This is a genomic window from Chryseobacterium salviniae (assembly GCF_035819015.1).
Lineage (GTDB): Bacteria > Bacteroidota > Bacteroidia > Flavobacteriales > Weeksellaceae > Chryseobacterium > Chryseobacterium salviniae.
The window spans coordinates 1-14,445 of record NZ_JAYLAA010000052.1; the positions used below are offsets into that span (position 1 = coordinate 1).

Consider the following 14,445-nt stretch of genomic DNA (forward strand, 5'->3'; position numbering starts at 1 on the left):
ATTTTCTTTGGTTCGGGGGGCGCGGCTTCGCCGCGCCGCCGTAACCAAAGAAAATAGCGAGTAGCGAAAGCAGGTTCCCGACTCCTAAAAATCTGTATTATAAAAACTTCTAACTTCCCACATTTTCACTATTTTTGCAAATTCAGACGTTAAAATTATGGCAAAGCAAGAAGATGTTTTCAAGAAAGTGATTTCTCACGCTAAAGAATATGGTTTTATTTTCCCTTCGAGTGAGATCTACGATGGTTTATCCGCTGTTTACGATTATGGACAGAACGGTGCCGAACTCAAAAACAACATCAAGCAGTACTGGTGGAAAGCCATGGTGCAGCTTAATGAAAATATTGTGGGCATTGATTCAGCAATCCTGATGCATCCTACCACATGGAAAGCATCGGGCCACGTAGACGCTTTTAACGATCCGTTGATTGACAATAAAGATTCTAAAAAACGTTTCAGAGCGGACGTTTTAGTAGAAGATTACTGCGCTAAAATTGAGGATAAAGAAAACAAAGAAATTGAAAAAGCAGCCAAAAGATTCGGAGAGGCTTTTGATAAAGACCAGTTTGTGGCCACGAACCCGAAAGTTTTGGAATATAGAGCAAAGAGAGAAGCTATTCTTTCAAGGCTGGCAAAATCGCTGGAAAATGAAGACCTTGCTGATGTAAAAGCCTTGATTGAAGAGCTGGAAATTGCTGATCCGGATACGGGTTCTAAAAACTGGACGGAAGTACGACAGTTCAACCTGATGTTCGGGACCAAGCTGGGAGCTTCAGCAGATTCTGCGATGGATCTGTATTTAAGACCGGAAACCGCTCAGGGGATTTTCGTTAACTTTTTAAACGTACAGAAAACATCACGCCACAGACTTCCTTTCGGTATTGCACAAATCGGTAAAGCATTCAGAAATGAGATCGTTGCAAGACAGTTTATTTTCAGGATGCGTGAATTTGAACAGATGGAAATGCAGTTCTTCGTTGCTCCGGGAACAGAGCTGGAATTCTATGAACAATGGAAGCAGAAACGACTTAACTGGCATTTGGCTTTAGGTTTAGGAGATGAAAATTACAGGTTCCACGATCATGAAAAGCTGGCGCACTACGCCAACGCTGCGGCTGATATTGAGTTTAATTTCCCGTTCGGATTTAAAGAGCTGGAAGGTATTCACTCCAGAACGGATTTCGATTTGAAGGCTCATGAAAAATTCTCCGGAAGGAAATTACAATTCTTCGATCCGGAAAGAAACGAAAATTATGTTCCGTATGTGGTGGAAACTTCAGTTGGTTTAGACCGATTGTTTTTAGCTTTATTCTCTCATTGTTTAAGAGACGAAACTTTAGAAGACGGTTCAGAAAGAACGGTTTTATCGTTGCCTCCGGCGTTAGCACCGATTAAAGCAGCCATTCTGCCGTTGATGAAGAAAGACGGATTAGCGGAGTACGCAGAACAGATTTTCAATGACCTGAAATACGATTTCAATTTATTCTACGAAGAAAAAGATGCCATCGGAAAGCGCTACAGAAGACAGGATGCGATCGGAACACCTTACTGTATCACGATCGACCACGATTCCTTAACAGATCATACGGTAACGATCAGAGACAGAGACACCATGCAGCAGGAAAGAGTTCCGGTTTCCGAACTAAGGAGAATCATTGATGAAAAGACCAATTTCAGAAATTTACTTTCAAAAATATAAATAAAAAGCCTTGAGAAATCAGGGCTTTTATTTTTGCTAAAAATCCGGTTTTGTCCGATATCTTTAAATTTAGCTTACATTTGTTTTAAGATCTGTTGATATGATGATTTTTATTTATTTTGTTACGTCTATTATAATTGCCGCAGTACTTTTTTATCTTTTAGGATACAGCTACCTGTTCAATGGAATTTCGAAAACTTACCTGAAAGGAAAAATGAGCGCACATATTGATGACGGCAAATTTTTCTCCTACAATGTAATTGCTGCCGGAAATCCCATTCCATGGGAAAAACATCCCGAATACAACAAAAAGCCATTACCTAAAAACATCGTTGAAGACCTGAATCATTCCAACACCGCATCTTTTCTTGTGGTAAAGAACGGGAAGATCATTCATGAACAATACTGGAACGGCTATAATGAATTCTCAAAGACCAATTCTTTCTCGATGGCAAAAGCTGTTACCGTGATGCTTTTCGGAAAAGCTGTTGAAGAAGGAAAAATTAAAAGTATTGATGATAAGTTTTCTGATTATTTTCCTGAATTTAAAAACAAAGAATTTGCTGAACAATTATCACTGAAAAACCTCGCACAAATGGAATCTGGCCTGAACTGGGAGGAAGATTATAAAAATCCGTTTCTACCAAACGCAAAAGCATACTACGGAAGCAGCCTTATAAAAGCTACTTTTTCAAGAAAATTCAAACAGCAACCGGGAGAAAGGTTTGAGTATCAGAGCGGCTCTACCCAGCTGTTGGGTTTTGCTGTAAGAAAAGCAATTAATCAATCGCTTTCAGGTTATTTATCAGAAAAATTCTGGACTCCGCTTGGGATGGAACAAGATGCAGAATGGAGCACCGATAAAAGCGGGATGGAAAAAACGTATTGCTGCATTCATGCTACCACAAGGGATTTTGCAAAGCTCGGACAGTTATTCCTGAATGATGGAAAAGCAGGAGCCCAACAAATCCTGAATCTTGATTTTGTTAACCAAATGCGGAACCCTACACAAAAATCCAATGAAATTTACGGAATGGGATTCTGGATCAATTATGATAATCCGATTAAACATTATTATTTTTTAGGACTGCAGGGACAATACATCATCATGGTTCCTGAACACAATATGGTGATTGTAAGAACAGGAAGCTACAACAATCTTCCGAAAAACGACCGCGGCAGACCCGATCAGGTAAAGTTTCTGGTAAACGAGATGGTACACTTATTTGCAGATTAATGGAACCTGAAATTGGCTTCCGTAAAAGTATTGTTTTTCAGGAACGCTTCATATTCCGGGGACATTTGTTTTCTCCCGTAGGTATTTTCTCCGCTCATGCTTCCCAGACGGACTTTATCTTTTCCAAACTTTTTATTCATCGCATCCATGGCTTTCATTACCGGGAGATGCTGGTTTTGGGTATCTTCTTCAAACAAATTTATCAATCTTTGGTCTTCTGGCACGAAATCATTCACGATTACTCCTGCCTTTTTATAATGAAATCCTTCTTTGAAAACTTCCTCAAAGAGATCATTCACTACTCTTCCTATCAGTATGGAAGAATTGGTTGGATTCGGAAGGATTTTTGTAACGGTATTTTTATATTCCGGCAAATCTTTCCGAAAACGGTTGGTCTGTACAAAAACCGTTATCATTTTACAGCAGGTATTCTGCTTTCTCAATCTTTCGGAACAGTACATTCCGAAAGTTTCTACCCTTTCGCGCACGTCTTCTTTTTTGGTCAGCATTTCCATAAAACTTCTGGTTACCGCAATAGATTTTTTCGGAGACGGCGCATCCAGTTCCAGCTGGCGGATTCCTTTAAGTTCATTAATCATTCTTACGCCGTGAATACCCATTATTTTACGCACCCACATTTCCGGCTTCTGCAACAAATCCCAGGCTTTATGAACACCATTATCGTGCATTTTTATGGCAAGCCTGCGGCCAATTCCCCACACGTCCCCAATATCCAGCCATTTTAAAGCTTTCTCAATTTTTTCAGGTGAATCCAGTGTAAACACGCCGTCAAATTTATCCGGGAATTTTTTTACAATTCTGTTGGCGACTTTGCATAAAGTTTTTGTTGGTGCAATCCCGATACTGACAGGAATATTTGCTTCCTCCCGGATTTTGTTTTTAATCTCAATACAATAATCGTGGATATTGATGTATTTAAAACCTGTAAAATCTAAGAACAGCTCATCAATACTATACACTTCATGATCCAGCACATAGGATTTTGCAATCTCAATAACCTGCTGGCTTTTAAAGTTGTACAATTCAAATTTTGCAGAAAAGCTTTTCACATCATGTTCTTTGAACAGTTCCTTATATTTAAAAGCCGGCGCTGCCATAGGAATGCCCAAATCCTTGGCTTCTCTGCTTCGGGACACAACGCATCCGTCGTTGTTGGAAAGCACAACAACAGGCTTATTTTCAAGCTCAGGATCCAGAGTCCGTTCGCACGAAACAAAGAAATTATTACAGTCTACCAAGGCATACATAACAAAAAACAGGACATTTCAATACACAAAATTATAACTTTTATCATATATATTATGTTTAATCTAAATTTTAACATTAAATTTAATATACTGATATACAATTATTTAAATTTATTTTAATACGTCAAGTTCTGTCGCTGTGCAGCTGTAATTTTGTTTTTTAAAACGCTAAATTGCTGATATGGATAAAGTAACATTACAGAGAATTAAAAAACTTCACCCTCTCGTAAGGGAAGAGGTCAAACAGATTATTAAAGATTGTGACGAAGCCTTAACCGGAAGGGCAAAAGTAAGAATCACGCAAGGGCTGAGAAGCTTTGAAGAGCAGGAAAAGCTGTACGCCATCGGAAGAATAACTTCAGGAAAAAAAGTAACCAATGCCAAAGCCGGCCAGAGCATTCACAATTACGGACTTGCCGTTGATATCTGCATGATGATTGATGGAAAAACCGCCAATTGGGACACGGTAAAAGACTGGGACAACGATCAGGTAGCTGACTGGTACGAATGTGTAAAGATTTTCGCCAAATATGGCTGGGATTGGGGCGGCAACTGGAAAACTTTCAGAGACCTTCCTCATTTTGAAAAAAAAGAAATTCTTACGGAGAAGGGACTGATAAAAACAAGCTGGCGAAAACTTATTAAAATGAAACGGGATGAAAATGATTACGTGGTATTTTAATTCCCTTTTATTTGAAAAATTATTTTAAACACGACAAGTTCTGTCGCTTTCCCGTACTACTTTTGCTTTAGAGAAAACACCAAAATCATCTCTATACACAATGAAAAAACCAATAGCCATTCTCGGAATCTATTGGTTTTCATCGTCTTTAACTGGGAAGGTTTTCTCGGAAAAAAGCAAAAAAACAAATGAAAAAGACAACCATTCTTTCTTTGGACGGGGGCGGAATCAGGGGAATTATCACCTGCATTATTCTGCGTTACATAGAAGAACAGCTGCAGATTTATGATAAGCCGGGAGCCAGACTCGGTGATTATTTTGATTTTGTTGCCGGAAGCAGTACAGGCGGTCTGATTGCATCTATTATTCTATGTCCCGATGAACACCGAAAAGCAAAATATTCCATCCAAAAAGGACTGGAGCTTTATGCCGAAAAAGGTGGCGACATATTCCAGGTTTCTTTTTGGGAAAGGCTGATTAATCCTTTTGGATTGATTAACGAAAAAATATCCCAGGAAGCACTTGAAAAAAATCTGAATGACTTTTTTGGAAATTTAGAATTGAAGGAACTCATAAAACCATGTTTAATAACAAGCTATGATATTGAAAACAGAAGAGCCAAACTCTTTAACTCCTGGAAAGCCCGTATTAATACGGATAATTTTTATGTAAAAGATGTCTGCAGGGCAACTTCAGCAGCACCCACTTATTTCTCGCCCGTTCAGATCAAATCGTTGTACGGACAGATTTTCAGCTTGATAGACGGTGGTATGTTCGCCAATAATCCATCACTCTGCGCATATGCAGAAGCCCGGAAAATTCCTTTTGCAGAAGTATTGAAGAATCATCAGAAAGCCAATCATCCTATGGTGAATGACATGATTATCATCTCCATCGGAACAGGTGTTGAATCAAGGTCATATTCCTTCAAAAAGCTGGAAAAGGCCGGGAAAATAAGCTGGGTAAATCCTATTATTGATATATTAATGTCTGCTAATGCAGAAACGGTAGATTATCAGCTTCGCCAGATGTTTGATACACTGGGGCAACGCAATCAGAAAAATTATTACCGTCTCAATCCTTCATTGAAAAATGCCTCTCCGGCAATGGATAATGTAAGAAGATCTAATATTGAGAATTTAATACAGGCCGGACTCTGCTATATTGATGACAACCGAAATGTCCTTAATGAAATTGTTCAGAAACTGATTAAAAATAAAATATAAGCTTTTCAGCTTATAAACCCGAAAAATAAGCTATAATACTTATAAATTAATTTTAGAATTAATTTTAGAATTAATTTTTTATACGTCAAGTTTTGACGCATGCGCATAGTATTTTTGATTCAGGATTAAAAACAATAACCATGAACACCCAAATTATTAATCTTCAAATTACATAACATGGAAACGGAAACACCCAATCAACATACTGATACTGCTTCTGATGGACACCTTTATACTATTGACTGGAGCGATATCGAGAACACAGAAAACGATTACGAAAATTACCTCAATGATATTGAAACCTTCTTCAGGGATGATTTTGAAAATGATATTCCTGAAGATGAATTTGTAACTAATTAACCTTTCACATAAATATTCCAAAAACTCCGCAGACCCCCAATACTGCGGAGTTTTATATTTTTTAGGATTAAACAGTATTGAAAATTGATGTTGAAAACTTATCCACAAAAATAAAACACGACACGTTTTGTCGCATTAAGCCTCTATATTTGTCTTAAGAATATAACTATGAAACGCCCGCGTTGTATTCGAAATTAATAGCTGTAAATCTATCCGAATGAAAAAAGATTTTTACCTGACTAGATATGCCCTGATCATTAAAAGGTTAGAAAGCTCCCCTGCTACTTATCCGCAGCTGGAAGATTACCTGCTTAATTCTTTTGAATTTCAGGACGCAGGAATCAAAAGCTATTCGATACGGACGTTGCAAAGGGACATACGAGAAATTTCAGATCTGTTTAATCTTTCCATCCACAACAAAAAGAAAGGCGACAACCGGTATTATATTGAGAGCCGTCCCATCATGGAAGTAGATGAATATAACCAGAAATTGCTCGAATCCTTCCAGGTTAGCAACGCCCTGAATCTTCATCCGGATTTTTCGGATTTTATCTTTTTTGAAAGCCGAAAACCAACGGGAGTTGAACATTTTTATGATCTGTTTTTTGCCATCAGAAATAAAAGAATCGTCTCATTTGAGCATTATAATTATAAAAATAAGCTAATGACTTCCAGAAAGGTTCATCCTTTAGCATTAAAGGAATCCAAAGACCGGTGGTACCTCATTGCTATTGACACCAAGGACAAAATGCTGAAATCTTTCGGGCTGGACAGAATTAATTATCTTGATGTGAATGAGAAGCAATTTAAGGAAAAGTACAAATATAATTTCAGGGAACATTTTAAAAATGCTTTCGGTGTCATGAATCTTACCGCCCAGAATCCTCAGAAAATTGTCCTGAAATGCAGCAGGCATCAGGGTGAATATATCAAAAGCTTTCCGCTTCATCAATCGCAAAAAGAAATCAAAGAAACTCCGGAAGAGATCTATTTTGAGTTCTTCCTTCACCCCACCTACGATTTTATGCAGGAAATTTTATCCTACGGAAAAGAGGTTCAGGTTTTAGAACCGAAAGTTTTAGTTGATGAAATCCGGACTCATCTGCAAGAATCCCTGAATCGTTATCTGAAAGATTAAAAAAGCATCGATTTTTTGATTATATTTACATAAATATATCAAAGTGAAATTCCTGCTTCCCTATCTGTGTTGCCTTATTTCTTCTTTTTGCTTTTCGCAGCAGACCGAAGAGTTCAGGCTTGTTAAACAATACTACAAACAGCATCGTTCTATGCTGGGACAGGAATTCAAAAAAAAATTTGATGCCGAAACAAACAATTTTCATAAAGCTTCTATAAGAAATGATTACTTGCTATTCATGCAGAAAATGGACAGCGTAGAAAATGTTGCATTGACTGCCGTTTTGTTAAAGACAAAAAATCTTGAGGATCTTGCAAGACTGCGCATCATCAAAACCAATACAGCGTTGGAAGCTTCTGTAACACCAAATGTAGTGGCTGACAAAGCAGCAGATTATCCCGGAGGTATGAATGAACTCAGAAAGGAGGTTTCCGATCTGTTCTATCTTGGAGGTGTTTATTCCGAAATTAAAACCATCAGAACAGATGTTGCTTTCATCGTGGAAAAAGACGGCAGCATAACCAATGTTGAGGCGCAGGGAGAGAATTTTACGTTCAATAGGCAGGCTGAAATTGCATTATATTCCGTTTCCAGGAAATTTTCTCCGGCCGTTATCAATGGAAATCCTGTACGATACCGTTTCCGGCTTCCTTTAACGATGAAACTTGAAGAATAATGTTTACCGAAGAATATTTTATGAAAATGGCGATCGCCGAAGCACAGCTCGCCCTTGAAAAAGATGAAGTTCCTATTGGCTGTGTGGTGGTTTCCAACAACCGGGTCATTGCAAGAGCACACAACCTTACTGAAACTTTAAATGATGTGACGGCTCATGCGGAAATGCAGGCCATTACTTCCGCAGCAAATTTCCTCGGCGGAAAATATCTTATTAATTGTACACTGTATGTCACCCTGGAACCCTGTGTGATGTGTTCCGGAGCGCTTTCCTGGGCACAGATTTCAAAAGTGGTTATCGGTGCAAGAGACGAACAGCGCGGTTTTATTAACAAACATCTTAGCCTTCATCCCAAAACAGAAATCATAACCGGGATTATGGAAAATGAATGCTCTTCCGTTGTTAAAGAATTTTTTAAGGCTAAGAGATAGTGAAAATTAAGTTTAAGATTTAACAAAACTTTAGCTGAATCGAAAATAAATTACTCAAATTTAACCTTAATCTAAATTTATAAGGGTCTGTTTAAATTTATAATTTATTTTAACATTAAGGAATTAAGCAACTTAGCTTAAAAACTTAATAAAATCAATTTATTGATTCCTTAACTTTAATAAAGTCTAACTCACTAAAATTCTTAATGTTATATAAAAGAATAAACAAAGTTTATTTAATTAAGAAAAAACTTACAAAAATTTATTTAGTAAAATTTAAACAGCCTCTAAATCTTTTCCCAAAAAGTACAGCCCTTTCAACGTATGAAGGCGGTCCATCACATGGATTTTATCGGTTAAAGGCTTATAAACATGGGATACTCCTCCTGTAGCTACAACAAAACATTTGTCTTCCACCTCATCATTGATTCGGTCTATAAATCCTTCCACCATTCCTAAAAATCCGTATACCATTCCGCTTTGCATACAGGTAACGGTATCCAATCCTAAAACGGTTTTCGGCTTTACCAGTTCTATTTCCGGAAGCTGGGCCGTCTGCCTGATGAGAGAATTTAAAGCAGTAACGATACCCGGAGCGATGATTACGCCTAATGTTTCACCGTTTTCTGCCACGCAGCTTGCCGTAAGGGCAGTCCCGAAATCCAAAACTATTTTTTTCCGGTCCGGATACATGTTATGTGCCGCAACAAGATTGGCATAAATATCGGTTCCCATCTGCTTGGATTTTGCAACCACTCCGGAAGGCGTATTTCTGTCCACAATTACCGGATTGATCCCGTGAATTTTCCTGATGGCCGAGCTCATCACTTTTGTAAGCTGTGGCACCACAGAACCCATGATTATTTTATCAATTTCTTTCGGCTGAATTTTATAGGTTTGATACAACATCAGCATCTGTACGTACAGCTCATCGGCCGTCCTGTAAGGCTTGGTATTGATCACCCAGGAAATATCACAGTTGTCGTCATTAAAAAGACCGAATCTGATATTGCTGTTTCCTACATTGATTACAATTGAATTCATTTATTTACTGTAATTGAATCTCTAATTATTTGAAGCCCTAAATTTAATAATTTTATATAAGCCTGCTTTATAATGTGATGATAAGTTTTAATACTTCCAAAAAACCCCCGAAAAAAAAAATATTTCTTCAGGGGTTTTCATTTAATTTCAATTAAATTATTTCACTTCAATAACATTATCATTTGGATTTACATCCGCAAGTCTCTGGCTGAAATCGATTCCTATGGCAGCAAGCTGCGATTTGCTGTAAGGAACGGTAATCGTATATTCTTTTTGAGTCCACGGCCAGTAAGGCATTGTTTTAAACTCGCCGTACACATCCTTTTCTTTCCAGGTATGCGTCATATTCATCGGTATCTGATAATTAACCAGCTTATTATCTTTCGTAATAACGCTGAAATCCACCGGCATCGGAACCTGACCGTTATTAACTAAAGTAATGGTTGTAGATTTGGCATCATATTTTACATCTTTGATGGCATAATCAATTGTTTTTGTAGTATTGATCCAGTAATGATGAAACCACTTCAGATCCATCCCCGAAACTTTCTGGGCAATATGCAGGAAATCTCTGTCGGAAGGATGCTTCAGTACCCACTGATCGTAATACTGCTTCAGGGTTTCCGCTAAATTCTGTTCACCCATAATATAACCAAGCTGAACAAGATATAATTCACCCTTTACGTAAGAAGCATAGGTGTAGGAAGTACCGTTGTCGTGATGATCTCCAAGCCATACTGCAGGTTCTTCAATTCCTCTTTTGATAAAATTGCGGTATCCGTTGATTGAATTCACGAACGGATTCGGAAGTTCCTGCGCCGGCGGAAATAATTGATTCATCACATACCCCTCGGCGTAGCTGGTGAAACCTTCATCCATCCACGGGCGCATTGGCTCGTTGGTAGCCAACATCTGCTGGTACCACGAGTGAGCACCTTCATGAGCCATTAATCCCATGAGTCCTTCAATATCCTGAGCTTCCCCTAAAATCATGGTACACATTCCGTATTCCATTCCACCGTCGCCTCCCTGAATGAAAGCATAGGTTGGATACACATATTTTCCAAAACGGCTATTCATCAGCTGAAAATATTTTTTAAGGTAAGGCTGTGCTTCTTCCCAGACTTTTGTTTTATCGTTATTCTGGTACACCAGGAAAACTTTCGGCCCTTGCGGAACATCAAAACTTTTTACAATATAATCTTTATCTGCAGCCCACGCGAAATCTAAAATATTTTTCGCCGTCCATCTCCAGGTGGTTTTATTTTTATCTGCTTTAATTTTTGCATTTGGATCATATCCTTTTACTTCTGAAGGATTTTCCAAGATTCCACCTGCTCCGACAACATAATCTTTGTTGATCTTAATGGTTACATCAAAATCTGCGAACGGGGCATGAAACTCTCTTCCAATATAATCGAATGTTGCCCATCCGTCGTAATCATATTCTGCAATTTTAGGATACCATTGCGTCATGGTCATATCGACACCTTCCCTGTTATTCCTTCCGCTTCTTCTGATCTGCTGTGGAATTACAGCATCCCACTCCAAGGCAAAGGTCGTTGAAGAATTTGGCTGTATCGGTTCTGCCAGATAAACTTTCATTACTGTTTCCTGAATTTCGAATTTCAGGGTTTTGCCATTTTGCTTAATCCAGTGGATATTCTGAGCTCCTTCCTGATCTTTCGGAATAGAAGCAAGCCTGGAAACCCCATCTTTCTGCAATCTTGAGTCACCGTTTTTTCCTTGTCCGGCAACTCTTTGATCCATCATGGAGTTGGGCTTAAAAGCATTCCAGTATAAATGGAAATACACGACATCGATTTGGTCTGGCGAGTTGTTTTTATAATCTAGGGTTTGTTTGCCTTCATAAGTGAATTTTTCAGCATTAACATCAATATCCATTTTGTACTTCGCACTCTGCTGATAATAAGGCCCCTGCTGAGCCTGAAACTGAGACATGATAAACGCAAACAGTATTGCAAAAGATCTTTTCATGTATAAAATTTATTTTTCTAAAGGTAAGTATTTAAATAAAACCTCAAAAATTGTAATTATTGTTGAGGTTTTGTTTTATTGATAAAGTTTAGATTAAAATTATTTGGATTGTTAAATTTTCCCGCTGATTTTCCAGATTATGCAGATTCTTTTTGTTTAAGCAGTTTTTTAATCAAAGTAATCTGTCCTAAATGATAATAGCAATGCTCAATCATTCCGTCGATATTTCTGAGATAGGTTCCGTATTTTTCATCCACAAAAACTTCGTTCATTCTGGAATTCGGCATTTGTTCTAGTAATATCACAAATTTCTCAGCGTCATCCCATAATTTACTTTTAAGGTTTTCCCATTCTTCGTGAGAGTCAATAGGAGGAAGATTGAAACTGTATTGATCTCTGATTTCCAGATCACCGCCCTCAAAAACATTAACCAGTCCTGCAATATAATAATCAATGTGAAAAGTAAGCATGGCTATGGTGTTGAGAGAGCCTATTTTTGTTGTTGCCTGTTCCCAAGTCACCTCAGAAAGCTGATCTTTAAAATTGGTATTGGCAATCCAGAGACCATCCAGCAATACTTCCCTGAATCTTTTGGCTAACTGTGATGTTGAGCTCATTTGCTTTTATTTTTTTTAAAGATAAGTTTTCTAAACACAATTTTCTCAAATAAAAAACACAATTTTTAACACAAAATTTTTGCAATTCGTGGTAAATAAAAAAATCCTTCAAGGTTTTTGAAACCTTGAAGGATTTAGCTTATTATAATAAAGAATTATTTTTTAGCCGGAATTTCTTTTTTTCCGCTTTGTAAGATTTTTTCTAAGATTCTTAACGTAATGAGATACGTTGGTTTTACACCTGTTAGTCCTAAACCACCCGAAGAAAGCGTGCTTCCTGTTTCAAGCGGATTATCTGAAGCGTAATATGCATACATTACAAAAAGATCCGGTGTGATATGATGTCTGATTTTGGAAGCTACCTGAATGGCTTTCTGGTAATGCGCTCCTTCCATTTCAAGACCAATTGCTTTCCACGAAGTGTTCATAAAATAAGAAAGAATATCCCTGTTTTGCAGTGAAGTCCCCAATACGGTAATCATTGGCCCTTCAAAAGCCTGTAGTTCATCATCCTTGAAATCTTCCAGCTTTAAAGCATTTTCGAAAGGATAATTATCGGCTGTTCCTTCAAAAATATGAGCGGTAGGAATCATAATATCTCCTTTTCCGCCGGCGAGAATTCCTGCTTTTCCCATAATGGAAACAGATTTTACCTTCATCATATAGACTTCGCCTTTATGCTCAAAAGGCCTAAGTAATTCATCCATTACTTCAAAAGCCTGCTCTCCGAAAGCATAATCAAAAACCATGATCACATCATTACCTCCGAATTTAATATCCTGGAATGGTGTATTTTTAAGTTCAGTTTTGCTCAGGTCAATGATCTGTACATCGATATTACTTCCGCTTTTGTCATTAATATAGATCATGCCCTGCTCCAGCGCATATTTTGAAACTTTGTCGCGAAGCTCTTTTTTATCAGAAATTTCACCATAAAGCTTGTAATCCGCTTTATGATCTTTTTTCTTCAATGCTTCATTGGCATACAGCATATTTTTCACCGAATGCATATTGGCTGAAATAATATGGAGCGGACGCATGTGAAGATCGTTTTCGTACAGAACTTCTTTCACTTTTTGAGCCCACTTTTCGCCGAAATAATGATGCCCTACTCTTTCCTTTAAAATAGCACTGAAATGGATTTCGCGTTCTCTGGTCTGCTTTGCATCTTCAAGGCTTACTTTTGCCAAATTATAAATGATTTTGAAAAGACGGTCCGGATTGCTGTCTTCTCCGAAAGTATTATAAGCATTCAGTGTTTCATCAAAAGTTCTTCCTATCAAAGAAGACAAATGAATCAATGCTACTTCTTTTTCTTTTCTGCTGAATTTCTTTTCTCCTTTTACTACTTCTTCTATTATTTTGAATGCCCGTGTCGGTTTCCAGTTTTCATCCTGAATGAAAGCCAGATTCCTAACTTTATCTGCTTCTATAAATAAGAAAGTTAAATGGGTAAGAATATCATAGATTTCTGAACGGCCTAAAAGCACTTCGATATTCATCTGGTGTTCATCGATCCTGTAGCAGTTTCTTCTTCTCTTTTTGGGAACAATCGGTTCGAAACTTCCTTTATCAAACCCTTCATCCGAGGTAAGATGAATGAAAGCACATTCTTCAATCCCTTCAGGAAGCCTGTCCAGCACATACATCAAACCGTTCAGTTCCAGTTTACTTGCAACGTTCATACTTCCATAGATCTCCGGATTGATGGTCTGTAACAAACTTCTGATCGTCTCCCCCGAAACACCGGCAGGTTTAAAAAAACCTCTGTAAAAGAGGTGTCTCATAGAAATATACAATCTTTCAATTGCTTCCGTTGTTTCTCTAGCTCTAGAATTTGTCATAAAATAAATTTCACACAAATATACAAAATCTCCAACTAAATTATTTTAAGTGTCTTTTAATAAATGGCTTAACATAATATAACGGAATGTTATTTATAGTCTTTGAAATTGTAAGAAGCAATGTCAAAAAACAATCAAATCCTTCATTAATTGCGAAGTTAATCAGGAGCTTTTTCCCGCTTTCTGCTGTATCTTTTTTGTTTTCGGGGGGGGGGGGGGGGGGGG

General features: G+C 37.8%; 13 protein-coding genes. 8 read left to right on the plus strand and 5 right to left on the minus strand.

The features are described 5' to 3' along the window. Window positions 1–157 precede the first annotated feature (157 nt). Both SOP96_RS16730 and SOP96_RS16735 read left to right on the plus strand, forming a co-directional pair. Window positions 158–1,699 (plus strand): glycine--tRNA ligase, encoded by a 1,542-nt coding sequence (locus SOP96_RS16730; RefSeq protein ID WP_326322040.1) that lies wholly within the window; start codon window positions 158–160, stop codon window positions 1,697–1,699. A 100-nt stretch (window positions 1,700–1,799) separates the two neighbouring features. After that, window positions 1,800–2,936: a serine hydrolase domain-containing protein gene (locus SOP96_RS16735; protein WP_326322041.1), complete on the plus strand. Its 1,137-nt coding sequence runs from the start codon at window positions 1,800–1,802 to the stop codon at window positions 2,934–2,936. Here SOP96_RS16735 and SOP96_RS16740 read toward each other — a convergent pair. After that, window positions 2,933–4,204, minus strand: coding sequence for a Y-family DNA polymerase (locus SOP96_RS16740; RefSeq protein WP_326322042.1), 1,272 nt, complete (start codon window positions 4,202–4,204; stop codon window positions 2,933–2,935). The genes SOP96_RS16735 and SOP96_RS16740 overlap by 4 nt on opposite strands. Before the next feature lie 181 nt (window positions 4,205–4,385). On the opposite strand from SOP96_RS16740, the gene SOP96_RS16745 reads away from it, so the two are divergent. From SOP96_RS16745 to SOP96_RS16770, 6 genes are all read left to right on the plus strand, one after another. Next, window positions 4,386–4,886: a M15 family metallopeptidase gene (locus SOP96_RS16745; protein WP_326322043.1), complete on the plus strand. Its 501-nt coding sequence runs from the start codon at window positions 4,386–4,388 to the stop codon at window positions 4,884–4,886. A 188-nt stretch (window positions 4,887–5,074) separates the two neighbouring features. Further along, window positions 5,075–6,112, plus strand: coding sequence for a patatin-like phospholipase family protein (locus SOP96_RS16750; protein ID WP_326322044.1), 1,038 nt, complete (start codon window positions 5,075–5,077; stop codon window positions 6,110–6,112). 177 nt (window positions 6,113–6,289) lie between these two features. Beyond that, window positions 6,290–6,472: a hypothetical protein gene (locus SOP96_RS16755; RefSeq protein WP_326322045.1), complete on the plus strand. Its 183-nt coding sequence runs from the start codon at window positions 6,290–6,292 to the stop codon at window positions 6,470–6,472. A 217-nt stretch (window positions 6,473–6,689) separates the two neighbouring features. Beyond that, entirely contained in the window at window positions 6,690–7,610 is a 921-nt protein-coding gene (locus SOP96_RS16760) for a helix-turn-helix transcriptional regulator (protein WP_326322046.1), read from the plus strand. A gap of 43 nt (window positions 7,611–7,653) precedes the next feature. Next, window positions 7,654–8,286: an energy transducer TonB gene (locus tag SOP96_RS16765; RefSeq protein WP_326322047.1), complete on the plus strand. Its 633-nt coding sequence runs from the start codon at window positions 7,654–7,656 to the stop codon at window positions 8,284–8,286. After that, complete coding sequence (locus SOP96_RS16770) at window positions 8,286–8,717, plus strand: nucleoside deaminase (protein ID WP_326322048.1); 432 nt, start codon at window positions 8,286–8,288, stop codon at window positions 8,715–8,717. Before SOP96_RS16765 ends, SOP96_RS16770 begins: the two co-directional genes overlap by 1 nt. 276 nt (window positions 8,718–8,993) lie before the next feature. Here SOP96_RS16770 and SOP96_RS16775 read toward each other — a convergent pair whose 3' ends face one another. The 4 genes from SOP96_RS16775 to SOP96_RS16790 all read right to left on the minus strand — a co-directional run bounded on the left by SOP96_RS16775 (window position 8,994) and on the right by SOP96_RS16790 (window position 14,220). After that, on the minus strand, window positions 8,994–9,761 hold the full coding sequence (locus SOP96_RS16775) for a type III pantothenate kinase (RefSeq protein ID WP_326322049.1): 768 nt from the start codon (window positions 9,759–9,761) through the stop codon (window positions 8,994–8,996). A 156-nt stretch (window positions 9,762–9,917) separates the two neighbouring features. After that, window positions 9,918–11,759 (minus strand): M1 family metallopeptidase, encoded by a 1,842-nt coding sequence (locus SOP96_RS16780; protein WP_326322050.1) that lies wholly within the window; start codon window positions 11,757–11,759, stop codon window positions 9,918–9,920. 137 nt (window positions 11,760–11,896) lie between these two features. Further along, on the minus strand, window positions 11,897–12,376 hold the full coding sequence (locus tag SOP96_RS16785) for a DUF1572 domain-containing protein (protein WP_326322051.1): 480 nt from the start codon (window positions 12,374–12,376) through the stop codon (window positions 11,897–11,899). Window positions 12,377–12,531: 155 nt separating this feature from the next. Then, window positions 12,532–14,220 carry a DUF6909 family protein gene (locus SOP96_RS16790; protein ID WP_326322052.1) on the minus strand — a complete coding sequence of 563 codons (1,689 nt, stop codon included), beginning with the start codon at window positions 14,218–14,220 and terminating at the stop codon, window positions 12,532–12,534. Between the last annotated feature and the right edge of the window lie 225 nt (window positions 14,221–14,445).

Bases quoted from the DNA above. Each gene is read 5' to 3' on its own strand.
- SOP96_RS16730 (WP_326322040.1), top strand. From the start codon at position 158: ATGGCAAAGCAAGAAGATGTTTTCAAGAAAGTGATTTCTCACGCTAAA.
- SOP96_RS16735 (WP_326322041.1), top strand. From the start codon at position 1,800: ATGATGATTTTTATTTATTTTGTTACGTCTATTATAATTGCCGCAGTA.
- SOP96_RS16790 (WP_326322052.1), bottom strand. From the start codon at position 14,220: ATGACAAATTCTAGAGCTAGAGAAACAACGGAAGCAATTGAAAGATTG.
- SOP96_RS16770 (WP_326322048.1), top strand. From the start codon at position 8,286: ATGTTTACCGAAGAATATTTTATGAAAATGGCGATCGCCGAAGCACAG.
- SOP96_RS16775 (WP_326322049.1), bottom strand. From the start codon at position 9,761: ATGAATTCAATTGTAATCAATGTAGGAAACAGCAATATCAGATTCGGT.
- SOP96_RS16780 (WP_326322050.1), bottom strand. From the start codon at position 11,759: ATGAAAAGATCTTTTGCAATACTGTTTGCGTTTATCATGTCTCAGTTT.
- SOP96_RS16745 (WP_326322043.1), top strand. From the start codon at position 4,386: ATGGATAAAGTAACATTACAGAGAATTAAAAAACTTCACCCTCTCGTA.
- SOP96_RS16755 (WP_326322045.1), top strand. From the start codon at position 6,290: ATGGAAACGGAAACACCCAATCAACATACTGATACTGCTTCTGATGGA.
- SOP96_RS16760 (WP_326322046.1), top strand. From the start codon at position 6,690: ATGAAAAAAGATTTTTACCTGACTAGATATGCCCTGATCATTAAAAGG.
- SOP96_RS16750 (WP_326322044.1), top strand. From the start codon at position 5,075: ATGAAAAAGACAACCATTCTTTCTTTGGACGGGGGCGGAATCAGGGGA.
- SOP96_RS16740 (WP_326322042.1), bottom strand. From the start codon at position 4,204: ATGTATGCCTTGGTAGACTGTAATAATTTCTTTGTTTCGTGCGAACGG.
- SOP96_RS16785 (WP_326322051.1), bottom strand. From the start codon at position 12,376: ATGAGCTCAACATCACAGTTAGCCAAAAGATTCAGGGAAGTATTGCTG.